This is a genomic window from Lactobacillus sp. C449L, assembly GCF_059900815.1.
On sequence record NZ_JBWXGA010000001.1, the window covers coordinates 283,580 to 307,229 of the forward strand.

At 36.7% G+C, this 23,650-nt stretch carries 20 protein-coding genes; 5 read left to right on the top strand and 15 right to left on the bottom strand.

Going from position 1 to position 23,650, the window contains the following annotated elements; translation table 11 throughout:
• Positions 1 to 30: 30 nt before the first annotated feature.
• The gene (locus tag AC2JF9_RS01345; RefSeq protein WP_500724894.1) at positions 31 to 1,719 is read right to left on the bottom strand and encodes an Rqc2 family fibronectin-binding protein; all 1,689 of its coding nucleotides are present in this window, start codon (positions 1,717 to 1,719) and stop codon (positions 31 to 33) included.
• 370 nt (positions 1,720 to 2,089) lie between these two features.
• Here AC2JF9_RS01345 and AC2JF9_RS01350 point away from each other — a divergent pair, with 370 nt between their 5' ends.
• The 3 genes from AC2JF9_RS01350 (at position 2,090) to AC2JF9_RS01360 (ending at position 4,163) form a co-directional block, all read left to right on the top strand.
• A complete protein-coding gene (locus AC2JF9_RS01350) occupies positions 2,090 to 2,503 on the top strand; it encodes a MarR family winged helix-turn-helix transcriptional regulator (RefSeq protein ID WP_500725381.1) in 414 nt (137 codons plus the stop codon).
• 73 nt (positions 2,504 to 2,576) lie between these two features.
• Positions 2,577 to 3,452: a DegV family protein gene (locus AC2JF9_RS01355; RefSeq protein ID WP_500724895.1), complete on the top strand. Its 876-nt coding sequence runs from the start codon at positions 2,577 to 2,579 to the stop codon at positions 3,450 to 3,452.
• A gap of 75 nt (positions 3,453 to 3,527) precedes the next feature.
• Positions 3,528 to 4,163: an NUDIX hydrolase gene (locus AC2JF9_RS01360; RefSeq protein WP_500724896.1), complete on the top strand. Its 636-nt coding sequence runs from the start codon at positions 3,528 to 3,530 to the stop codon at positions 4,161 to 4,163.
• A gap of 37 nt (positions 4,164 to 4,200) precedes the next feature.
• Here AC2JF9_RS01360 and lepB read toward each other — a convergent pair whose 3' ends face one another.
• Positions 4,201 to 4,947: a signal peptidase I gene (lepB, locus tag AC2JF9_RS01365; protein ID WP_500724897.1), complete on the bottom strand. Its 747-nt coding sequence runs from the start codon at positions 4,945 to 4,947 to the stop codon at positions 4,201 to 4,203.
• Between the two features lie 966 nt (positions 4,948 to 5,913).
• On the opposite strand from lepB, the gene AC2JF9_RS01370 reads away from it, so the two are divergent.
• Positions 5,914 to 6,273 (top strand): helix-turn-helix domain-containing protein, encoded by a 360-nt coding sequence (locus AC2JF9_RS01370; protein ID WP_500724898.1) that lies wholly within the window; start codon positions 5,914 to 5,916, stop codon positions 6,271 to 6,273.
• A gap of 73 nt (positions 6,274 to 6,346) precedes the next feature.
• Here AC2JF9_RS01370 and AC2JF9_RS01375 read toward each other — a convergent pair whose 3' ends face one another.
• The 4 genes from AC2JF9_RS01375 to parE form a co-directional block, all read right to left on the bottom strand.
• Positions 6,347 to 7,276: a manganese-dependent inorganic pyrophosphatase gene (locus AC2JF9_RS01375; RefSeq protein ID WP_500724899.1), complete on the bottom strand. Its 930-nt coding sequence runs from the start codon at positions 7,274 to 7,276 to the stop codon at positions 6,347 to 6,349.
• Positions 7,277 to 7,329: 53 nt separating this feature from the next.
• Positions 7,330 to 8,271 (bottom strand): LysR family transcriptional regulator, encoded by a 942-nt coding sequence (locus AC2JF9_RS01380; RefSeq protein ID WP_500724901.1) that lies wholly within the window; start codon positions 8,269 to 8,271, stop codon positions 7,330 to 7,332.
• Positions 8,272 to 8,410: 139 nt separating this feature from the next.
• On the bottom strand, positions 8,411 to 10,864 hold the full coding sequence (gene parC, locus AC2JF9_RS01385; protein WP_500724902.1) for a DNA topoisomerase IV subunit A: 2,454 nt from the start codon (positions 10,862 to 10,864) through the stop codon (positions 8,411 to 8,413).
• 15 nt (positions 10,865 to 10,879) lie between these two features.
• Complete coding sequence (gene parE, locus AC2JF9_RS01390) at positions 10,880 to 12,838, bottom strand: DNA topoisomerase IV subunit B (protein ID WP_500724903.1); 1,959 nt, start codon at positions 12,836 to 12,838, stop codon at positions 10,880 to 10,882.
• A 98-nt stretch (positions 12,839 to 12,936) separates the two neighbouring features.
• Between parE and plsY the strand changes: the two genes are divergently transcribed.
• Positions 12,937 to 13,572, top strand: a complete 636-nt coding sequence (gene plsY, locus AC2JF9_RS01395; RefSeq protein ID WP_500724904.1) for a glycerol-3-phosphate 1-O-acyltransferase PlsY — start codon at positions 12,937 to 12,939, stop codon at positions 13,570 to 13,572.
• A gap of 186 nt (positions 13,573 to 13,758) precedes the next feature.
• On the opposite strand, the gene AC2JF9_RS01400 is transcribed toward plsY, so the two are convergent.
• From AC2JF9_RS01400 to ylqF, 9 genes are all read right to left on the bottom strand, one after another.
• A complete protein-coding gene (locus AC2JF9_RS01400) occupies positions 13,759 to 14,640 on the bottom strand; it encodes an aldose 1-epimerase family protein (RefSeq protein WP_500724905.1) in 882 nt (293 codons plus the stop codon).
• 18 nt (positions 14,641 to 14,658) lie between these two features.
• The gene (gene hslU, locus AC2JF9_RS01405; RefSeq protein WP_500724906.1) at positions 14,659 to 16,068 is read right to left on the bottom strand and encodes an ATP-dependent protease ATPase subunit HslU; all 1,410 of its coding nucleotides are present in this window, start codon (positions 16,066 to 16,068) and stop codon (positions 14,659 to 14,661) included.
• A gap of 18 nt (positions 16,069 to 16,086) precedes the next feature.
• A complete protein-coding gene (hslV, locus tag AC2JF9_RS01410; RefSeq protein ID WP_500724907.1) occupies positions 16,087 to 16,611 on the bottom strand; it encodes an HslVU peptidase proteolytic subunit in 525 nt (174 codons plus the stop codon).
• Positions 16,611 to 17,540 (bottom strand): tyrosine recombinase XerC, encoded by a 930-nt coding sequence (gene xerC / locus AC2JF9_RS01415; RefSeq protein ID WP_500724908.1) that lies wholly within the window; start codon positions 17,538 to 17,540, stop codon positions 16,611 to 16,613. Before xerC ends, hslV begins: the two co-directional genes overlap by 1 nt.
• 1 nt (position 17,541) lies before the next feature.
• Entirely contained in the window at positions 17,542 to 18,858 is a 1,317-nt protein-coding gene (gene trmFO / locus AC2JF9_RS01420; RefSeq protein ID WP_500724910.1) for a methylenetetrahydrofolate--tRNA-(uracil(54)-C(5))-methyltransferase (FADH(2)-oxidizing) TrmFO, read from the bottom strand.
• A gap of 90 nt (positions 18,859 to 18,948) precedes the next feature.
• Complete coding sequence (gene topA / locus AC2JF9_RS01425; protein ID WP_500724911.1) at positions 18,949 to 21,054, bottom strand: type I DNA topoisomerase; 2,106 nt, start codon at positions 21,052 to 21,054, stop codon at positions 18,949 to 18,951.
• An 85-nt stretch (positions 21,055 to 21,139) separates the two neighbouring features.
• Entirely contained in the window at positions 21,140 to 21,970 is an 831-nt protein-coding gene (dprA, locus tag AC2JF9_RS01430; protein ID WP_500724912.1) for a DNA-processing protein DprA, read from the bottom strand.
• A gap of 51 nt (positions 21,971 to 22,021) precedes the next feature.
• Complete coding sequence (gene rnhB, locus AC2JF9_RS01435) at positions 22,022 to 22,777, bottom strand: ribonuclease HII (RefSeq protein ID WP_500724913.1); 756 nt, start codon at positions 22,775 to 22,777, stop codon at positions 22,022 to 22,024.
• A complete protein-coding gene (ylqF, locus tag AC2JF9_RS01440) occupies positions 22,774 to 23,613 on the bottom strand; it encodes a ribosome biogenesis GTPase YlqF (protein ID WP_500724914.1) in 840 nt (279 codons plus the stop codon). Before ylqF ends, rnhB begins: the two co-directional genes overlap by 4 nt.
• Positions 23,614 to 23,650 lie beyond the last annotated feature (37 nt).

The following is a 23,650-nucleotide window of genomic DNA, read 5'->3' on the forward strand; positions in this document are numbered from 1 at the left end:
AAAAACGAGGATATACAATTTCCTCGTTTTTTAGTCTACTCTTTTACTTAAAACTTGTTCTTTTTCTGGAGTAACTTCAATTGACTTTTGACCTGTATAAATTACAAATCCTGGCTTAGCGCCATTGGGTTTTTTGACCCGTTTGTCCTGAACGTAATCAACCTGAACATGACCTGAAGTCTTAGCTTTAGAAAAGTAAGCAGCGATTTCAGCTGTTTCAGCAATATCCTCATCGGTTGGATTTGCGTCCTGCAGAATCACATGCGAACCAGGAATATTCTTTACATGAAACCAGATATCACTCTTAGCAGCTTTCTTTAAAGTTAGCCAATCATTCTGATAGTTATTTTTACCAACGAGAACAGTTTTTCCAGAAGATAAACGAAACTTATTTAAGTTCTGCTCAGTAACTTTCTTTTTTCGCTTTTGTTTTTGTGATTGCTTGATATAGCCCTGACTAGTCAGTTCGTCAGTAATTTGATCAATATCCTGCGGTTCAGCGTTGTCAATTGCTGTCTGAATTGAATCAAAATAGGACAGATTGTCATTGGCCATTTTGATTTGTTCTTTAACGTGTTTAATAGAGTCACGTAATTTTTTATATTTAGTAAAATATTTTTGCCCATTGCGAGCAGGTGAAAGGGCAGCGTCAAGTTTAATCTCGATTAAATTATTGTTGTCATAATAATTAGGCAGCTCAATTTTAGTCATTCCAGGTTTAACTTGACCAATATTGGCATTAATAATTTCTCCTCTTATCCGATAACCTTCCGAGTTTTCTGCTTGTTCAAGCTGTTTTTTAAGTTTATCGACCTTTTTAACTAACTTTTTACGCTCATTTTTAACTAGTCGCTCAATTTGACTTGACTTTTGCTTAACCCAATCATGGTTAGCTTGGTAAAGATAAAATTCGTCAAGCGCATGATTAATATCTGGGTCATAGCTCTCTTTAACCAATTCAAGATGGTAGGGCAGGTAAGGGTATATCAGGCGTTTATTTTTAGGAGTTAATAGGATAAAGGCTCCTTTTTTATCAAATTGCTGAATAAAAGTTGTAAAAGAAGAATAGGAATAATCATCTTCTAAGTAACCAACCAGTTCATTTCGATCATCGCGATCAAGGCCACCTATTAGCTTGGCAAATTCAACAGGAGACTTAGTCAAAGATTGCAATTTAAATTCTGGCTCAGTTAATTTCAAGCCATCGATACTCGGGGTAAGGGGAGGTAGCTCATATTTTGCTTTAGGTAGAAGAATTCTAGCTCGATTCTCATCAGGATTTATGCGTTTAAGGAGATCAATAATATTGTCAGTAGCCTTATCATACAAAATAACGTTACTATGTCGTCCCATCAATTCAACTGATAGGACCAATTGAATATGGTCACCAAGCTCATTACGGCTGCTAAAACTAAAATTAACAATACGATCAACACCAACTTGCTCAATTGATTGTAATACTGCGCCTTCTAAGTACTTTCTTAAAACCATCACGAAAGTAGGAGCTTTATCAGGATTGCTAATGGTTTGATTAGTAATGTAAAAACGCGGATACTGCGCATTAGCAGAAATTAGTAACTGGTAGTTCTTGCGGTCTTTTCTAAAAGTTAAAACCAAATCTTGTTCAAACGGCTGGTATATTTTAGAAAGCCGTCCATTAATTAGAATAGGTCGAATACTGTTTAAAAGACTATGAATGAACAAGCCATCAAATGCCATAATATCACCTCAAAATTCGTTACCTATTATACCAATTATCTGAACTAATGTATAAGGTAAAAGGGATATCTGAGATGACCTGAAAATAAGTTACCATTGTTAATATAATCCACTTTTTGCAAATTGTTAAAGAAATTATTGCAAAAAGTGGATATACTGGTAATATAGATTTATGATTATCATCACAAAGAGCTATAAGCTAAAAATGATAATAGCTTTTTGGTAATAGACTTGTTTTCATATCAGCGTTCATTGTTTCACGCAATGAAAAATTAGACATGCATTTTGTCCAAGCTGGAATCAGCTTGATTTATAGAGCATTTTTTTAAACTTGCTTGGTTTGATTTTTGACAAAAGAAAAGGAAATCAAATGGATATTTTATCTTTTAGTACAATCGCAGGAAATATCAAAAAAGAAATTAGCCAAAGATGTGGGCTGAATCTTTCCCAAACGCGAATCCTACTTTATTTTTACAAAAATAATAATACTGCTCTTAAAATGGGTGATTTAGCTGAAAGGCTAAAAATCTCACTTTCAACTCTAAGTCGACAACTTCAGCAAAAGAAAACTTTGAGTTTTGTTGAAATTACCAGATCCGAGAGTGACTCAAGTAAAATTGTTGCCCTAAACAAAACTGGGATTGAAAAAATTGATGAACTAGAGAAAACACTTGGCGATTTAGAAAAGGCTTTTCTTTCAGGCCTTTCAGATCAAGAAGTCAAAGTCTTTAATCAAGTTTTTGACAAACTAGTTAAGAAAACCGAACTGAATTCAATTAACTAGATATCGAACCACTTGTTTTTTTATGCTATAATTTTCTTTATGTTGTACATACAAAAAGCGAAAGGTTATTTTGATGAAAATTGCATTAGTTACTGATAGTACAAGCGTTATAACTAAAAAAGAAGCTGAGGAAAACAATATAGTTGTCGTACCCATCCCAATCATCATTGGTAACAAAGAGTACTTAGATGAAATTGATATTACGTGCGACCAACTATTTGAAATGCAAAGACAAGGTTCTGACTTTCCTAAAACTTCGCAACCAAGTATGGGCGATTTAATTCGCCTTTTTGATAAATTGCATAAAGAAGGCTATGAAGCAATTATTGCAATTACTTTATCCAGTGGAATTTCTGGTTTTTATCATACTTTGTGTAATATCGCCAAAAATAATCCAGAATATAATTTACATCCAATCGATACTACAATGACCGTTCGCTTGCAAGGAGACTTAGTTTTAGCAGCAGCCAGAATGATTAAAAATGGCTTGGAATTGGATACTATCCTTGAGCGTCTTGAGAAGATTCGCTCTACAATCGATGAGATTTTTGTGGTAAATGACTTGAAAAACCTTAGTCGAGGAGGACGTTTGAGCAATGCTGGAGCCTTTTTTGGTTCAATGCTCAACATTAAACCGTTGCTGACTTTCAAAGATGGTAATATTGTCGCATTTGACAAAATACGTTCTATGAAACGTGCTTTTTCTAAAATTCAGAAATTAACTGTTAGCAAAATCAATGAGTTACCATATAAAGACAAAATAAAATTATTCATTATTGACTCAAATGATGAAGAGCAAGTTGAAGAGGCCAAAGTTTGGTTAAAGAAGGACTTTCCTAATAAGAACATTTCAGTTACCAAGTTTAGTACTGTGGTAGCAACTCACTTAGGTGAAAAGTCTTTTGCTATTGGCTGGATGATTGACATTGATAAAATTGATTTAACGTGATAGCATTGATTAAACGTGATTAAAAAAGCAACTAATTAGTTGCTTTTTTAATAGCTGAAGTTGTAGAGAAGACTTATGGAAAAAAGAGATCAATTTACTGACTGGGCGATTGAGTTGCAAAGTTTGGCTCAAGATGGCCTTGAATTCGGTCACGACCGATTCGACTTGGAGCGCTACACACGAATTCGGGAAATTGCAACAGAAATGATGGCCACTAAAACTGGTTTGCCAATCAAGCAGGTTAAAGCTCTTTTTAGCAGCGAAGATGGTTACCAAACACCCAAGCTGGCAACACGTGCTGCCATTTTTAAAAATGATCAACTTCTTATGGTTCGCGAATCCATTGACAAAAACTGGTCAATGCCTGGTGGTTGGTGCGAACCTAACATTTCTGTTGCCCAAAACTGCATTAAAGAAGCAAAGGAAGAATCAGGTCGCGATGTGGCAATCGACCGAGTAATTGCTATAAGGAATAGTCAGACTAACATTCATGGTCAAAACAGGGTAAAGCGGGCAATCAATGTTTGCAACATTGTCTTTTTGTGCCACGAACTTGGTGGCGATTTCGTTAAAAATACAGAAACGACGGAGTGCCAGTACTTTGACCTAAACAGCTTGCCACCACTTTCACTTCACCGGAACACTGAAGAAGAAATTAAATTGTGCTTTGATGCTCATAATGACCCTAACTGGAAAACCTTGTTTGATTAACATCAAAAAACGCTGGACAAAATCCAGCGTTTTTATTTTACATGAAAAAATGTTGATACTGATCGTTGACTAAAGCTTGTTCGCTTTTACTAACCCAAGCTCCTGCAAAAATCACTCCGACGATGTCCTTTCTTTGAACATAACCAAAATATCGCGAATCATTAGAAATAGAGCGATGATCTCCTAAAACAAAATAACAATTTTTGGGAACACGACTGGTATTTTGCGACCAATGGTTCCAATTCTCAGATGAACTAAGATCCTTAAGTGTCCAGTTAGTTTCATTTACTCGAGTATTGTCATTTTTGACTTTAACTACTCCTGAGCCAGTACTACGTTCAAACTTACCATCGGCGGTTACATCTTGCTTAGTTTGCGAATTAACGAACTTAGCTGATTTATATTGCAAAAAATCCTGATTAACCAATTTGCCATTGACATACAGGTTTTCACCTTTTTTCTTTACCGTGTCACCTTCAGTTGCAATTACTCGTTTAATATACTCCGCTTTGCCTTTTTCAGCAGGATTTGTACCTTTAGCTTTGAACACAATTATCTGTCCACGTTTGGGATAACGCTCCGTACGTCGCAAAATTAAGGTTTGTTGGTTAGTAATTGTAGGAGCCATTGAATCTCCAGAAATTGGTTGCCGGCTAATCCAATGTTGTTGAACGTATGAAGAGGCAAATCTAGCTATTAAAAAAACTAACGCGAATTCGATAATTAGTCTAATGATGTCTTTAAAAGTTATTTTCGAATCAGTACTTTCAGTATTTTTATTCATAAACTTTTTTCTTTCCTTATTTATTAATACCATTTTATATCAAGTATATCTTTTTTACTGATTAACAAGTATTAAAGTAGCGTTACTTTTTTCTTTAACTTCTGTGATTTTGTTTAGCGCAGTTCTTTGCTTTCATTAGCAGCTTACAAAAGGAGAGACTCCTCATTAAGTTTAGCCAGTAGTTAAGTTCCCAATTAAAAGTAATCAAAAAAGTCACAGAATTGCAATCTCAGCATAAAATTGTAATTTATAATTTCCAGAAAATGAAGTTTCGATAAATGTGGTGCATGCGCTTATTAGCTGGTTAATCTAAAAATTCTACAATTTACTTTACATAATATATATTATACGAAGTTAATGAGCGCTACTTTAGGTTATTCCAAATCTTCGCTCTTTTATTCATATTTTGCTGTACACTAATTTTTTGATCTTATTAATTTGCTGAATTGATATCCATACGACTTGCACTTTAAAATTCTTACTACTCAGAAATTATGATTTGACGAGTTAAGTTCTCTTACTAAGTTGTTAGTAAGATATTGCTTTCTGTTTTTGCCAATTTTGATTCAAAATCTAATAAGCTTGCTTTTACGGTATTCGTAAATGTATAATAAAACGCTTACCATATTGAATTTATATATTATTATGATATAACTTAATTTATTTTTTAAGTTTATTGCTCTTTGCCTTGGTAATAAACGATTGTATCACCTAAGATATTATTTTCCATTTTATTTCTCTTGAATTTAAGCTCATTTTTTAACCTTTTTTATTTGATTTTTTAGAATTTTGTTCTACAATACTATCTGGGGTATAGTTTAAGAGTTTGTTTCGACTTTTTAGTTTAAGTTTTAGTCGTAACAAACTGTTTAATTCATTATTTTTACTGTTTTAATGTTTTATTCCATAATTAATCTGTTATTATGGAATATGGAATTATATTTTTGAAAGGGTTGAATTTATTCCATGAGTATAAATTTAGGAAAAGAGATATGCCGTCGTCGACGGGAACAAAAGTTGACACAAGAAGATCTTGCTGAATTAAGTGATTTATCAGTAAACTTCATTTCTCGCCTGGAACGGACGAAAAATCAAAATATTAGTATTCAAAAATTAGACTCTATTGCTAGAGCTTTGAATACCACCACTCCGGATATTATCATGAATGCATATCGCTTCAAAGATGTTAAAGTTGAAAATCATCAAGATAATACACCAGTGTTTATTAAAAAAGTTCTTAACGAATTAAGAAAGATGTCTCCCGATAAAGCTGAGCGAGTATGTAAATCTTTCATTATTTTAGCTAAAGAAATTAACAAAGAATAATTACTTATTCCGACAAAAAAACGCGAAATGGGCTCTTACCTATTTCGCGTTTTCATTTGTTCAAAAATCTAATTTATTTAAAAGCGTCAGTTAACTGCGGTACAACCTGCTTTTTACGTGATACCACACCTGGTAAGTCAATTTCAGAATCATTAACTTTGCCAAATGCTTTTTCGAAGGTGCTTACAGCCCCACCTGACCCCGTTACAAGCGCAGTTGAATCTGAATCAAGTACATTTGTAATTAGCAGCATGAATAAATCATAACTACCAGATACTGATGCCTCTTTCATTGCTTTCAAGAATGCCTCTTTACGTTCTAGCGCTTCAGGTAAATCAACAACGTTGATTTGAGCAACACGAACATTTTTACCGTTTAAGTCAAAGCTTTTGGCATCTAAGTCAATTAATTCTTCTTCTGACTTACTTGCTATATTAGTTCCAGCTTTTAGCTCTTCAAGACCATATTTTTCATAATCAACTCCAGCAATTTTAGCAAGTGCTTTAACAGCTTCCTGATCATCTGCAGTAGTTGTTGGTGACTTCAAAAGCAATGTATCAGAAATAATTGCAGAAAGCATAATACCAGCTATATTTTGAGGGATTTCAATGCCAGAGTTTCGATACAGTTTCCACATAACTGTACTAGTGCAGCCAACTGGTTCAGCAAGATAAAATAGTGGCATGCTAGTGTTAAAATTCATGATTCGGTGATGATCAACAACGTGAGTTACAGTAACCTGGTCAATATCAGAAACACTTTGTTGGGGTTCATTATGATCAACAAGCATTACCTTATCAACTTCATTAGCCGCTGTTTTGATTACTCTAGGTGCGTCAAAACCAAACTTTTTCAATGCAAACGTAGTTTCATCATTAGCTTCGCCTAAAGCAACAGCTTCCGTATTGTAACCTAATTTATTTTGTAAATATGAATAAGCAATCGCCGTCCCAATAGCATCCGTATCAGGATTTTGATGACCAAAAATCAACTCTTTTTCCATTAATTAATCTTCCCCTTTTTACGTTAAAATTTGTACTTCTTTATTTTACATAATTAATCTAATTCGTCCAAAAATCTCTTGAATTCTTCTAAAATGCGCTTAATACGCGGCACATCCTTTTTCCCTTTACGATAAAGGAGCGCAACTGAAAAAGTAGGGTCATCCTGCAAATAAACTGGCGTCAAGCTTATTTCATCTTTATGATGCTTGTAGTACGAGTAGCTAACAAATGTATCATAATTTGTCTCTTCTGCGGTAGCAACTAACTGTCTAGTTGCTGAAAAACGCATCGGCATATTAAAACCTTTTTTGATGTTAATCTTGCTGCTCAATTTTTCTTTCATCAGTTGCGTTAAATAAAATTGATCCGGATATGCCACCCATTTTCGCTCAACCAAATCATCAGCAGAATATGATTCTCCTGCTTTGGCATTTTGGTCATGAGTCAAAATAGTTAAACGTTCCTTGAAAATTTCCATACTTTCATACTGATTCTGGAAGTTAGCTTGACTCTTTTTCTTACTATCAGGAACATAGAGAAAAGCTAGATCAATCAAATTATTATCCAAGTTATACCATAAGTCTTTTCGATTAAAGTAACTTACGTTAATTGTAATGTCAGGACTAATACGATTGAACTGGACTAAGAACTTTCGCAAAATTTCTATATCAACACTATCTAAAACTCCGATTGAGATGTTTCCTTTATCAGCTTGCGTAAATTCTTGTATATCATTTACAACCGAGTTAATTGTTCCTAAAAGCTTAACTGCACCAGTTTGCAGTTGCTTACCAGCTTCAGTAAGATAAAGCTTCTTACCCATTTGCCCGAACAGCGGTGTCCCAATTGCATGCTCAATTTTCTTAATCTGCTGAGTTAAAGCGGGTTGCGAAATTCCCAAGATTTGAGCAGCTTGCGTGTAATTCATGGTATCAATCAGCTGCAAGAAATAATGTAAAGACTTTGTTGAGAGTATTGTATCTGTTTTAGGCATTTGATTTATCCTTCTATCTTAACAATAATATAACTCCATTTATAAGCTATTATCGGTCAAAAAGGTATCTATGTCAAAGTTTATTCCATAGACCAACAAGCCTCTTAGAAATCTTGCACAGTGTATTAATAAATAGTTATTATTTAGAAATCAATGGTCTACCAACTTTTAAACTAACAGGTAATCCATCACTAGTAGTATCAACTATAAATGAACCATTAGAATAGCGATCTCCTAAAGGAAATTCGTTTGTTTGCAGCTTAATATGCCGTTTGCTACTGGTAGTAACTATTAGTGTATGGTCTTGACCATACGCAGCCAAGGCAACGATTCGGTGTGGATTACTCTTTAGTTCACGTAATGCTAGAACACCACGCTTTGCCCGCGAAACTTTATTAATCAAGTTGGCCTTGAACTGTTTGAACGCTCCCCGTTGAGTAATTAAACCTATCCTAACTTTATCTATATATTTTGGATTTATCAACACGTAGGATACAACAAAATCATCATCTTTAAGGTTAACTGACTTAACACCAGCAGCCTTGGCGCCTGATTCTGGAATCTCACTGATATCATAACGAACAGCATATGCATTGCGCGTAAACAAGATTATCTCCGCTTCAGAGTCAGGTTTAATTAAGTCAACACGAACTACTATACTATCTTCATTTTTTAGCTTCATTGCAGTCATAGCTCGTGAACGATATGTTCTCGTTGGTTGCAAGTTTGCAAGTTGTAACTGTTTGATATAACCATCATCTGTAGCAATAAGGAAATTGTTCTTCTGATCAAGCTTTTCAAAGTCAAATACCCGAATGATCTGCTCATCACTATTTAAGCCAATTTCCTGAGATAAATGTTGACCAGTATCTTTCCACTTTGCTTCAACCAGTTCATTTACCGGACGAAAAATAACGTTTCCACGGTTAGTGAAGAGATAAAGATTGGTAAGTGTAGACAGTGTCTTTTCGAATACAATTTCGTCGCCATCAGGCAAACCATTATCTTCATCATCACTAGATTGCCATGACCTTATAGAAGAACGCTTTAGATAGCCTTCACGACTAATTAAGACACGTACTTGCTCGTCAGCAACTAATGCCTTTTCATCAATTTGAATTTTTGCAGTTTCAGTAGAAATTTCAGTTCTTCGCGGATTACCAAATTCCTTTTTAACGGCTGATAATTCTTTAGCAATTTCTCGATCTAAAACTTTTGAGTCTGATAAAAGTGCACTATATTTATCGATTTTCTGATCCAAATCAGCTTGTTCAGCAATAAGTGCATCAACATCAGTATTGGTTAACCGATATAGTTGTAAAGAAACAATTGCTTCGGCTTGACGCTCAGTAAAGCCAAAGTTCTTTGACAAGTTTATTTTAGCTTCAGTTTTGTTCTTTGATGCTCGGATTACTTTAATAACCTCATCCAGAATATCCATGGCATGAATTAGACCTTGGATTACTTCTAAACGAGTTTCTGCCTTATTTAGATCATATTTTGTTCTCTTAGTTACAACATCTTTTTCATGCTCTAAATACGAAGACAAAACATGTTTTAATCCCACCTGCATTGGGGTCATATGGTCAATCGCAACCATATTAAAGTTATACGAAACTTGCAGCTCGGTGTTTTTAAATAAATAATTTAAAATATTTTGAGCATCAGCACCCTTTTTTAGTTCAACGACAATAGATAGACCATGGCGGTCGGTTTCGTCACGAACTTCAGCAATCCCGTCAATTTCTTTGTTGACACGAATCTCGTCCATTTTTTTAACCAATAGAGCTTTGTTAACAGCATAAGGAATTTCTGTAATCACAATTTCTTCGCGATGACCACGAATCTCATGAATTGAAGACCTAGCTCGGACTTGAATACGACCCCTTCCTGTCTCATAGGCTTCTTTTAAGCCCTTATGCCCCATGACAATTGCTCCAGTTGGAAAATCGGGACCTTTCACAAACTTCATCAAGTCGCTTAATGTGGCATCGGGATTTTTCAGTAGGTAAATTGTTGCATCAATTACTTCCGCTAAGTTATGCGGCGGAATTTCCGTTGCATAACCAGCTGAAATTCCAGTTGAACCATTAACTAATAAGTTAGGAAATCGAACCGGTAAAACAGTTGGCTCATATTCAGTATCATCAAAGTTAAGCACCATATTGACAGTATCTTTATCAATATCTTGTAAGAGCATATTGGATATTTTGCTGAGCCGAGATTCAGTATAACGCATAGCCGCAGGACCATCACCATCCATTGAGCCATTATTTCCGTGCATTTCAACTAGCGTCTCACGCATTTTCCAATTTTGCGATAAATGAACGAGCGCACCATAAATCGAACTGTCACCATGAGGGTGGAAATTACCCATGATATTGCCGACAGCTTTGGCCGCTTTTTTAAATGGTTTGTCATATGTATTGCCATCCCGATACATTGCATAGAGAATTCTTCTTTGCACCGGTTTTAAACCATCGCGAATGTCCGGTAAGGCCCGCTCTTGAATAATATACTTTGAGTATCTTCCAAAACGCTCACCCATGACCTGCTCAAGCGGCATTTCACGAATCCGTTCTTTTGTAGCCATTAATCAAAAACCTCTTTATTCATTTTCTTCTTCTAAAATTGAAGTATTTTCGCCCATACGGAACTTAACATTCTCTTCGATCCATTTTCTTCTGGTCTCGACTTTATCACCCATTAAGGTAGTTACACGACGTTCTGCTAAAGCAGCATCATCAATTTTTACGCGAATTAACATTCTGGACTCTGGATTCATTGTTGTTTGCCATAACTGTTCAGCATTCATTTCTCCAAGACCTTTAAATCGCTGTAATGTGTAGCCGCGACCCATTTTTGCTTCATCTTCATTTAACTCTTCATCGGTCCACGAATACTTGACTTGCGTCTTTTTACCACGACCTTTTTGAAGGCGGTATAACGGCGGTAAAGCAATATAAACTTTGCCACTTTCAATCATTGGACGCATATACCGGTAGAAAAACGTTAATAACAGAATCTGAATATGGGCACCATCATCGTCTGCATCAGTCATAATAATTACTTTATCGTAATTAGAATCTTCAGCATTAAACTCTGCTCCTACGCCGGCTCCAATGGTATAAATCATGGTATTGATTTCTTCATTTTTGAAGATATCCTGTAACTTAGCCTTTTGCGTATTTAGAACTTTCCCTCGTAAAGGTAAAATTGCTTGAAAACGACGATCACGCCCTTGTTTAGCGGATCCACCAGCTGAATCTCCTTCGACTAAGAACAATTCGTTTTTCTTAGGATTACGGGATTGAGCTGGAGTCAATTTACCTGATAAAACTTCTTTTTTACGACGCTTTTTACCATTACGGCTTTCATTTCGTGCTTTTTTAGCGGCTTCACGAGCATCTCTTGCTCTTTGGGCTTTTTTAACTAATTCTTGAGCTAACTCACCATTTTCCATCAAATAGTAAGTCATTTTTTCATAAACAATTGCATCAACAATTGAGCGAGCTTGGGGAGTTCCCAGTTTACCTTTGGTTTGCCCTTCAAACTCAAGTTGTTCTTCAGGAATTTTTACCGATAAAACCGCACTTAAACCCTCACGATAGTCTGAACCATCGATGTTCTTATCTTTTTTATTCAGCAGACCCTGCTTTTTAGCATAATCATTAAAGGCACGAGTAAAGCCGCTGCGGGCCCCAACTTCATGGGTACCACCATCAGCAGTACGGACGTTATTAACAAACGAAACTAAACTTTCAGAATAGCTATCGCTATATTGACCACTGAACTCGACTTCAATATCATCCTGCTTTCCAGAAAAATAAAAAACATCATTTAGAGTGTCTTTACCTTCATTTAAATAAGACACAAAGGACTCTATCCCATTGTCATATTTAAAATCATCATGATGCTGCGGTTCGCGCTCATCTGTCAGAACAAAGCGAACACCTTTTAGGAGAAATGCTGATTCTCGGATGCGCTCTTGAATAGTCTCATATTTATATTTAGTCGTTGAGAAAATGGTTTCATCTGGCTTAAAAGTAATTGTTGTACCTGTTTTTTCAGTTGTTTTCCCTAAGCGTTTCAAGGTTCCAACTGGATGCCCACCATCTCTAAACTCTTCTTCGTAGGCTATTCCATCACGAACTACTTTAACATCCATATAACTAGAAAGAGCATTCACAACCGACGAACCAACACCATGTAAACCACCAGAAGTTTTATAGTTTTGTTCCGTGAACTTTCCACCAGCATGCAAAACGGTCAAAATAACTTCGATAGTTGGTCTACCTGACTTGTGCATTCCTGTTGGCATGCCACGCCCAAAGTCGCGAACGGTAACACTATTATCTTGATGAATTGTTACATCGATTTCTTGACCAAAACCAGCCATTGCTTCGTCAACCGAATTGTCTACGATTTCATAAACCAGCTGATTTAGCCCATGGACATCAGTCGATCCAATGTACATTCCGGGACGTTTTCGAACAGCCTCTAATCCATGAAGGATCTGGATCGATGAGTCATCGTAAGAACTTGTTTTTTTATTTGTTTTAGCCAAATAAACTCCTCCAGTTTCAAATCATTTATTTATTTTAATCATCATTCTAAGCAATCTTTGATAAAATAGCTTTAGATATTTAAGAGAGTAGGAAATAAATGATAGATCTTAAATTAATACTGATATTTATTCTAGCATACTTAATCGGATCCTTCCCCACCGGTGTGGTTATTGGAAAAATATTTTTCTCAGAAGATATTAGAGAATATGGTTCTGGTAACATTGGAACGACAAACTCATTCCGTGTTCTCGGACCATTTGCGGGTACTTTTGTTTTAATAGCTGATGTTCTAAAAGGAACACTGGCTACTTCACTTCCCCGCTTATTTCACATTCGAGGACCCAAATACTTGCTCTTAATTTCCGGTGGATTAGCAATTTTAGGGCATACATTTTCAATTTTTCTAAAGTTTAAAGGTGGCAAAGCAGTTGCTACAAGTGCTGGTCTTTTCTTAGGCTATAACCTAAAGTTCTTTGGAGTTTGCGCACTTATTTTTCTGCCACTTGTTTTTATCACTTCGTACGTTAGCTTATCCAGCCTAATCGCCGTAATCTTGATTTTTATCGTTACCTTTTTCTTCCACGACATTTTTCTTGAAGTAATTGTCGGGTGCATTATGGTTATTCTCTTTATCAGACATCGCAGTAACATTAACCGACTTATTCATCATCAAGAGAATATTATCCCCTTTGGACTCTGGTACTGGTATAAAAAAAGGCATCATAAGTTATAAAATAGAATAAATACTAGTCAGTAAGCTAATATTGCTGACTTTTATATTATAGCTTTTAAGAACAATAGTTCGCAAGAGTAAATACTGAAACTATCATCAGGAATACTGGCAACTTTGTCTTTTAACTACAAGTCACATAAAAACAAAAAGAAAAAGGCACAATAATAATTGTGCCTTTTTCTTTTTTTAATCATGAAAAGCCATGCTGAACCCAGCAGTAAATGTATCATTTGTTTGAAGATGATTCATACCATATTTTTCTTCTAACTTACCATTTGCATCACTTCGATCAGCAATGCCCCACCACGGTTCAATACAAACAAAATCACCAGTTTGCGGATATTGAGACCAAACTCCAACAAATGGAGCGTCACGTAGCCAAACGTTCACGTGAAAATCATTAGCGTCGGTTCTAAGTGAAATTCGGTTATCATGTCCACGAAGTTGAAAAATTAATGCATCATTTTTAAATAAGCGATCACTTAATGTAATCAAGCTGTTTGTTGATGCCAGCGAACGATTTGGCCAATCTAAGTAAGCACCTTTTAATGGAATCTGGACCCGAGCAAGAGAAGGTTTACTACTAAAATAAAAATCTTCTTTTGTCATGGTCTTATTTGTCGGGATGTTGAAGCCAGGATGTCCACCAATACCAAAAATCATTTCTTCATCAGAATTATTGGTAACACTAAAGTTTTCTTCGAGCAAATTATTAAGCAAATTGTAATTGACTCTTAATTCAAATTTAAACGGATAGATTGCTCTAGTTTTTTCATTATCAGTCAAGAGCAAAGTAATACTCTCTTCTGTATGTTGTTCAACTTTAAATTCCATATCACGGGCAAAACCGTGTTGTGACATTGAATATGTTTTGCCTTTATACGTGTATTCATCATTTTTTAGCCGGCCAACAATTGGAAATAAGATTGGAGCATGACGATTCCATACTTTAGCATCAGCCTGCCAAATATACTCGTAGCCACTATGTTGGCTTTTGACACTTTGAATTTCCGCGCCTTTGGTTGAAATAACAACTTCTAAAATACTATTTTTAATTGTATAGTCCATGCTAATACATCGCCTTTTTTAAAGAATGAACTTCGTTAAATCTTTATTAGTTATTATATCACTAAGCTTTTCATCCACATATGCTTCGGTCACTGTTATTTCACCCATTGACATATCGGGTCCTTCATACAAAACATCTTCAAGCAATTTTTCTAGAATCGTCGATAACCTTCTAGCACCAATATTATCAGTTCCCTGGTTAACGTCATAGGCGATTTGAGCAATCCGGTCAATTGCTTCCTGCGTAAAAATCAACTTGATACCGTCAGCTTTCATTAGTGCAACGTATTGCTCAAGGAGAGAATCAGCAGGATCTTTCAAGATTTTAACAAAATCATCCTTAGTTAAAGCATTTAGTTCAACGCGAATTGGAAAACGCCCTTGAAGTTCAGGAATCAAGTCGCTTGGTTTAGACTCAGAAAAAGCACCAGCAGCAATAAATAGAATATGATCAGTTGAAACGGGACCATATTTAGTTTGGACAGTTGATCCTTCAACGATTGGTAAAATATCACGTTGAACACCTTCGCGCGATACTTCGCCAGACGTTTTTTTATTTCCAGCTGCAATTTTATCAATTTCATCGATAAAGATAATACCATTATTGGCAGTTCTTTCAATTGCTTTTTGGTATATCGAATCGTAGTCAACCAATTTCTTAGATTCTTCTTGGACCAAAATTTCACGTGCATCTCGAACTGACATTGTTCGCTTAATCCGCTTTTTAGGTACTAAATCACTCAAAACTGAGCTCATATCCATACCCATTTGCCCCATCATGTCACCCATTGGGTTAACTTTAGAAGCTTGCTCGACTTCAATAGTGACTTCACGGTCTTCAAGCAAACCTTTAGTGAGTTGCTCTGATACAGATAGACGTTCATTACGAATTTCATCAGTAACTTCTTCTTGATCAGCATCCTGTGATTTGTCACCATTTTGTCCGTTTGTCATAAACATAGACATCATTTCTTGAAATTGTTGCATTTCATTTTGACGTTTCTCACGTTTAATACCAGGAACAAGCAGACGTACTAAAGTTTTATTGGCTTCTTTTGTGGCTTGTATGCTCACGCGCTCAAATTGATCCTTTTCTTCCATTCGCACTGCTTCAGTAACCAGATCACGAACCATTGATTCCACGTCACGGCCAACATAGCCAACTTCAGTAAACTTAGTTGCTTCAACCTTAACAAAAGGAGCATTAACAATTAAAGCTAATCTTCTAGCAATTTCTGTTTTACCAACACCGGTTGGACCAGCCATTAGCATGTTCTTAGGCGTAATATCTTCTTGCATCTTTTTCGGTAGCTGCATACGACGATATCGATTATAAAGAGCTACAGCAACAGCTTTTTTTGCTTCATCTTGACCAATAATGTACTCATCTAATAACTCAACAATTTGCTTTGGCGTTTTTGTTTCCATTACTTAATTCACCTACTCTTAAAGCTCATCCGTATGAATTTGATCATCAGTGAAAATATCAATTTCTGATGCGATTTCAACCGCTTCACGCGCAATTTCTCCAGCTGCCATTCCAGATGAATGACGAGTCAAAGCAATTGCCGCGGCTTGAGCAAAATTGCCACCTGAACCGATTGCTACAACATTTTCATCAGGCTCAAGCACTTCACCATTACCAGAAATAAGCAAAAGATCTTTTTCATCAAATGCAATCAACATGGCATCAAGTTTTTGCAAAGTAGCATCTTTACGCCATGCTTGGGCCATTTCAACGGCTGCTCGACGCAAATCACCACCAAAAGACTCAAGTTTACCTTCCAGCATTTCTTGAAGGCTGACAGCATCTGCCACGCCTCCTGCAAAGCCAATCACCACTCGGTCATGATAAATTCGGCGAATCTTCTTGGCAGTGGACTTAGCAATTACTTTTTCTCCTAAAGTAACCTGTCCATCACCAGCAATTGCGGTTTTTCCATTATATTTTACTGAACATATTGTTGTCATTATTTTGCCTCGTTTTCCTTATCATTTCGAGTAAAAAACTTATCATAATTAGCCTGTAAGTGACTCATAGTCACATGAGTATATACTTGAGTCGTTGACAAATTGATGTGACCAAGAAGCTCTTGAACACTTCGCAAGTCGGCTCCATTATTTAACATTGCAGTTGCAAATGAATGCCGCAGCTCATGAGGATGAACCTTACCATTAATACCGGCATTACTAAATATCTTTTGCATAATATACTCAATGCCCCGAGTAGTTAAAGGTTGTCCTTGATTATTGAGAAAAACAGTTTGATCATCATCGTTACTACCTAAGAGCAAGCTACGAGCATTTTCCAAATAATTAGCTAAGTCTTTCTTGGTTTGATCATCAAAAGCAACATAACGATCTTTGTTTCCTTTTCCGTGCACTAAAATAATTTTTAAATCCAGATCCATCTGGTCAATTTTTAATCCACTAACTTCGCTTACCCGCATTCCCGTTGTATAAAACAACTCGAACATTGCTAGATTGCGCATCGTCAATGGCTTATTATCTTTTAAAGAATCGAATACTTGCTTTATTTCTGGCGCATAGAAAAACTGCGGAAGTTTATGCTCTTTTGTACGCAGAACAATTGTCTGCGTTGGGTCTATTTTAACAATTTTACGTTTAGTTAAAAAGCGATAAAACGATCTTAAGCTAGACATTTTTCGAGACTGAGTAGAACGCGCTAGCTTGCGCTGCGCCAGATTTTGTAAAAAAATCTCAACGTCACGCCTCGTTACGCTTTTCCAGTCACTAAAACCGCCATTATCTTGCCAAAAAGTCTTTGCATCAAGTAAGTCAGTTTGATAGGAAGTAATTGTTTTCTTACTATAATGACGTTCATTTCGCAGGTAAGAAACAAACAACTGCAATTCATCATTTGGACTCAAATCCGTCATTTTAACCCAGTTCTTCCTGCTTAAATTCAGTTAGTCTTGCTAAACTACGCTCACTGATTTTTTCATGTCGTTCACGTTTATTACGGATTTTTTTACCCTCAAGACTTGGAATTAATGCAAAGCTAGCATTCATTGGCTGAAAGTGCTTGACACTTGTAGTCGTAACGTAGTTAGCCATTGAACCTAAAGCCGTAACTTTTGGAAAAATAACCGGTTCTTCAGCGTATGCTTCTTTTGCAGCATTAATTCCAGCAACAAGACCACTACCAGCACTTTCAACATAGCCTTCCACACCAGTCATTTGACCTGCAAAAAACAAACCTGGTTGCTTTCTGGCTTCGTAACCCGCAGTTAAAATTTCTGGTGAGGCCATATAAGTATTGCGATGCATTTTGCCATATCGGATAAAGCGAGCCTCCGCCAAACCTGGAATCATCGAAAAGACACGCTTTTGTTCACCATATTTCAGATGGGTTTGAAAGCCAACAATATTATACATTGACGCCGCAGCATTATCCTGACGCAATTGAACCACTGCATATGGCGTTTTATTAGTATGCGGATCTTCTAAGCCAACTGGCTTCAACGGACCAAACAACATGGTTTTTGCGCCGCGGTCGGCCATTACTTCAATTGGCATGCAGCCCTCAAATACATCTTCTTTTTCAAAACTGTGCATCTCAGCGGTCTCAGCATTTACTAATTCTTGCCTAAAATTCTCATATTCAGTTTGGTTCATCGGACAATTTAAGTAAGCTGCATCTCCTCGATCATAGCGCGATTTTTTATACACAATATTCATGTCAATTGAATCGGCTGCAATTATTGGCGCCGCAGCATCAAAGAAATGCAAACTTTCTGTTCCGGAAAACTGCTGAATCTGGTTTGCCAGTGCATCACTTGTTAATGGTCCAGTTGCAATTATCGTAATACCATTTTCTGGTAACTGCGTAATTTCTTCATCATGAAAAGTAATACTAGGTAAAGAGCGCAGTTTCTTTGTTATATACTCACTAAATTCATCACGGTCAACTGCTAACGCTCCACCTGCTGGTACTTGCGTTTTGTCGGCCGCAGCTAAAATTAACGAATCCAACTGCCGCATTTCTTCTTTCAGTAGTCCTACGGCATTTGACAACTGATTTGAACGCATTGAGTTTGTACACACCAGTTCAGCTAATTCACCAGTTTTATGCGCAGGCGTCATTTTTTTGGGACGCATTTCATACAAGTCAACCGGAATGCCACGTTTAGCTAATTGCCACGTTGCTTCGCTTCCAGCTAACCCGCCTCCAACTACAGTTACACTTCTTGGCATATATGATATTTCCTTTACTTAAAAAACTAATCATATAAAAGAATATCATCAAATCGACACTGACCTGATGATATTTAATTAAATTTAACTTTATTTAACTGCTTTTTCTTCTTTAGGCTCTTCTTTATAATCCCCATTTGGGCAAAGAATTACCGGTCCTTTTTTACTTCTTTTTTCAACTAAAAAATGACCATCATTGGGACAATTTCGATTAATAGGTTTATCCCAAGAAACAAAGTCGCAGTCAGGATAGCGAGAACAACCAAAGAATTTGCGATTGCGCTTAGATTTCTTTTCAACTACATCACCTTTGCCACATTTCGGACAGGTAACACCAACTTTCTTAACAATTGGCTTAGTATTGCGACAATCTGGAAAGCGAGAACAAGCATAAAATTTCCCATAGCGTCCCATTTTAATTACCATCGGCGCGCCACAAATATCACAGTTGAATCCAGCAGGCTCATCCTTAATTTGCACCTTTTGAATCCCTGCTTCAGCTTTATCAAGCTCTTTTTTAAACGGATGATAGTATTCGTCAATGACTTTAACCCAGTTCTTTTTACCTTCTTCAATACTATCAAGATCACTCTCTAATTGAGCTGTAAAGTCAATATTCACAATATCAGGGAAAAACTTCTCGATTAAGTTATCAACGATTTCTCCTAATTCAGTGGGCACAATCGACTTGCCATCGAGTTTGACGTAATACCGGCGCTGAATCGTATCAATTGTTGGTGCGTATGTTGATGGTCGCCCAACACCATTTTCTTCTAACGTATGAACAAGGCTAGCTTCAGTATATCGAGCAGGTGGCATAGTAAAGTGCTGCTTATTATCCGACTTGAACAATTTAACTTGATCACCGTCATTTAGTTCAGGTAGTTCAACGTTTTTCTCTTGAAGATTATCGTAAACTTTAGTAAAACCAGCAAATTTCATTTTCGAACCGTTAGTCCTAAATGTTACCCCGTTCTGCTCAATATCTGCTCTAACCGTATCGTAAATTGCGGGCGTCATTTCACTGGCCAAGAAACGTGACCAAATCAGCTTATATAATCGATACTGTTCAGTTGTTAAAACCGTTTTTAGTGATTCAGGCGTGCGATAAACACTGGTTGGCCTAATTGCTTCATGGGCATCTTGAGCATCTTCCTGATTTTTAAAATGTCTCGCCGCCTTAGAGGCATATTCTTTGCCGTATTTTTCATTTAAAAACCGAGATGCTTCCGCTTGAGCAACAGGTGATATACGTTTCGAGTCAGTTCTCATGTAAGTAATCAGTCCAACTGTTCCTTGCTTACCTAGGCTAATTCCCTCATAAAGCTGCTGGGCAATGTTCATTGTCCTTCTGGTTCGATAATTTAGTCGCTTGTTAGCTTCTTGTTGCATAGTTGACGTTGAGAATGGAGCCGCAGGTTGACGGCGACGTTCACGCTTTAATACATTATTGACTTCAAAGTCTTTTTTCTTGTCAATTTTAGCTAGAATTTTTTGAACAGACTCATTGTCGGGTAAATCTTGTTTTTTACCATCAACTCCCCAAAATTGGGCATTAAATTTCTTAGTCTTTTTCTTAAATTCAGCATCAATTGTCCAGTATTCTTCTGGTTTGAAATCCTTAATTTCTTTTTCGCGGTCAATTACGAGCTTAAGTGCAACAGACTGAACCCGACCTGCACTTAAACCTTTCTTCACCTTATCCCAAAGGATTGGCGACAGTGAATAACCAACTATTCGGTCAAGGATCCTTCGCGCCTGCTGCGCATTAACAGTATCCATATCAATTGCACGCGGATTATTAAAGCTATTTTTAACAGCATCTTTGGTAACTTCGTTAAAAGTTACTCGATTTTTCGCGGTATCATCTAAGTTAAGGACATGAGCCACATGCCAAGCTATTGCTTCACCTTCTCGATCAGGGTCAGAGGCAAGATAAACTTCTTTAGCCTTTTTCGCTTCTGACTTTAATTCTTTGATAGTGTCGCCTTTACCACGAATGGAAATGTACTTCGGCTTGTAATTATCATCAAAATCAACTCCCATTTGCGACTTAGGTAAGTCACGAATATGTCCTTTTGAAGCAATTACCCGGTAATTACGTCCTAAGTACTTTTCAATTGTCTTGGCTTTTGCCGGAGACTCAACAATTACTAATGTTTTTTTACGTTTTTTTGGCTTTGATTTAGTAGGCATCAAAAGCCTCCTCATTAAATTTCTATTTAAAAATACTAGATTGAGAATAGAATACTTAGCTGTTAATTGTCAAATTTATTCAAAATTAAAATGATAAATCAGTGATTGGAGTCGCTCCTGCCGCAATTAGTTTATTTGTTCCAGTGGATAAAGCACTATTGATTGGACCGGGAACCGCATATATATCTCGGTTTTCTTGTAGTGCCACATTAGCGGTAATCAGAGAACCCGATTTTGCTTTTGCTTCCGTAACAATCACACTTTTCGCTATACCGGCAAGAATACGATTACGTTCAGGAAAACGAAAGGGCCTTGGTGGTGTGTCAGGAAGATATTCACTTAAAAGCAATCCACGTTGAACAATTTCTTTTTGTACAGAGCAATTTGCTTGCGGATAAAAGTGATTCAAACCATTTCCAACTACGGCAATCGTCTTGCCGTCACAATTAAGCGTTGTCTGATGAGCCATCACATCCACACCTTTTGCTAAACCACTAGCCACAACTAAGTTGTTTTTGACCAGTTGGGGAATCAATTTATCCAAAACCTGTTGACTATATGATGTCGCCAAACGCGAACCTACAATTGTTACAATTTCCCTTTGCAATAAGCTGATATCGCCCTGGGCAAACAAAATTAGAGGCGGACGATAAATTTGTCTTAACTTTTCAGGATATGCTTTGTCGAAAAAACTAATAATTTGACATTGTTTATTAATGCACTCAAGCATTTTTTCAGCCTTAGTATCATAAAAAGCCGTTAAACTGGCTTTTTTCAAATCGCTAGGCAGACTCATTTTCTCAATGATCTGAATGCTAATATCGTCGCCATTCAGCTGACTAGCAATTTGTAACATCTTAACATATCCAATTCCTTTTTGTAATTTCAAGTGCAAAAGAAAATTCGTTATCTTCATAAAAAAGCCTCCTACTTACATGTACGTAAACAGAAGGAAATGATTTTATTTTTAATTAAAATACTCACTAACCGGCGCAAAGGTTTTGCGATGAATCGGCGTTGGTCCATATTTTTTAATTGCTGCAATATGATCTTTAGTTCCATAACCGGCATTTAATTCGAAGTGGTATTCCGGATAAATCTTAGCATAGTCTGCCATTAAGCTATCTCGAAATACCTTCGCAACAATTGATGCTGCTGCAATCGAATTCGATTTAGCATCACCCTTAATTAATTTTACTTGTGGTAAATTTACCGGAATCTGCATTGCATCAACAAGCAAAGCATCTGGTTGACAATCAAGATGGTTAACAGCTTCCGCCATCGCTAAACGATCTGCTTCATAAATATTGATGTCATCAATTACTTCGGCATCTTTAAGTCCAATGGCAACACTAACCGCCTGCTCAAATATTTGCGGATACAATTGTAAACGTTGCTGCGCACTAAGTTTTTTTGAGTCATTGACATTAATTAAGTCAAAACTGTCATCAATTACTACTGCTGCAGTAACTACCGGCCCAGCAAGTGGCCCCCGTCCAACTTCATCAACTCCAGCAACAATTTGGCCTTTAGTCCAAAAGTTATTTTCGTACTCAAAGCGTTGGATAAAAGCAGCCTTTTTACTGGCTAGCTTGGCTTGCCTTTTCTGATAACTAACTAGTAGTTTCTGAACTCCAACTCTTGGATCTTTAGTTATTTCGGCTAATTCACTCTTACTAAGTTTATCGCCAGCTAATAGTTTTTTAATTTCAGCAATTGTCATGGGCGATCCAGTGTAATCCTTCCTATTTTTCCTTTACGAAGACGTTGTAACAGATATAGTGAGAATCGGTCATAATCATCTCGCATACCGTATTCTTCGGTCAAGGCAAGTAATAAGTCAGTATCATTAATCTGTTGAATCTGTTCCTTATTCGAGCGGGCAAATTTAGCAATATCGGATAAGTAGTTTTTACGCAAGTTTGCCAGTAAAAACAACGCAACATCATCAGCGCTAAAAATACTATCCTTAATTGAACCAAAAGCTGCTAGTTTATAGCCAACTTCTTGATCTTCAAATTTGGGCCACAAGATTCCCGGGGTATCGAGAATTTGAATATTTGATTGAGTTTTTAGCCAAGTTTGTCCCTTAGTTACACCTGGCTTATTACCAACTGCAGCAACATTGCGACCTACCAAACGATTAATGATAGTCGACTTGCCACAATTGGGCACACCGGCAAGGGCAATGCGAATAACTGGATTGGAGGCGCCTTTTGCTTCTAATTTCGCTACTTTTTCATTTGCAGCTTTTTTGATCATGTGAACCAAGACGTCCATATTGGTATTATGCAAAGAATCTAATGACATAACCACTTTTTTCTTGCCACTTAGTTTTTTTTGCCATATTTTAGTCATTACGGGATCAGCTAGATCAGCTTTATTAAGAATGATTAGATGCGGTTTATCACCAACTAATTCTTCAATCATTGGATTTCTTGACGACTGAGGAATTCGAGCGTCAAGCACTTCAACTAAGACATCGATTAATCCCATCTTGTCTTCAAGCTGATTCCGAGCCTTGTTCATATGACCAGGGTACCATTGAATATTAGCCATTGTTTTTGCCTTCTTTACATCAAAAAAGCTCCAAAAA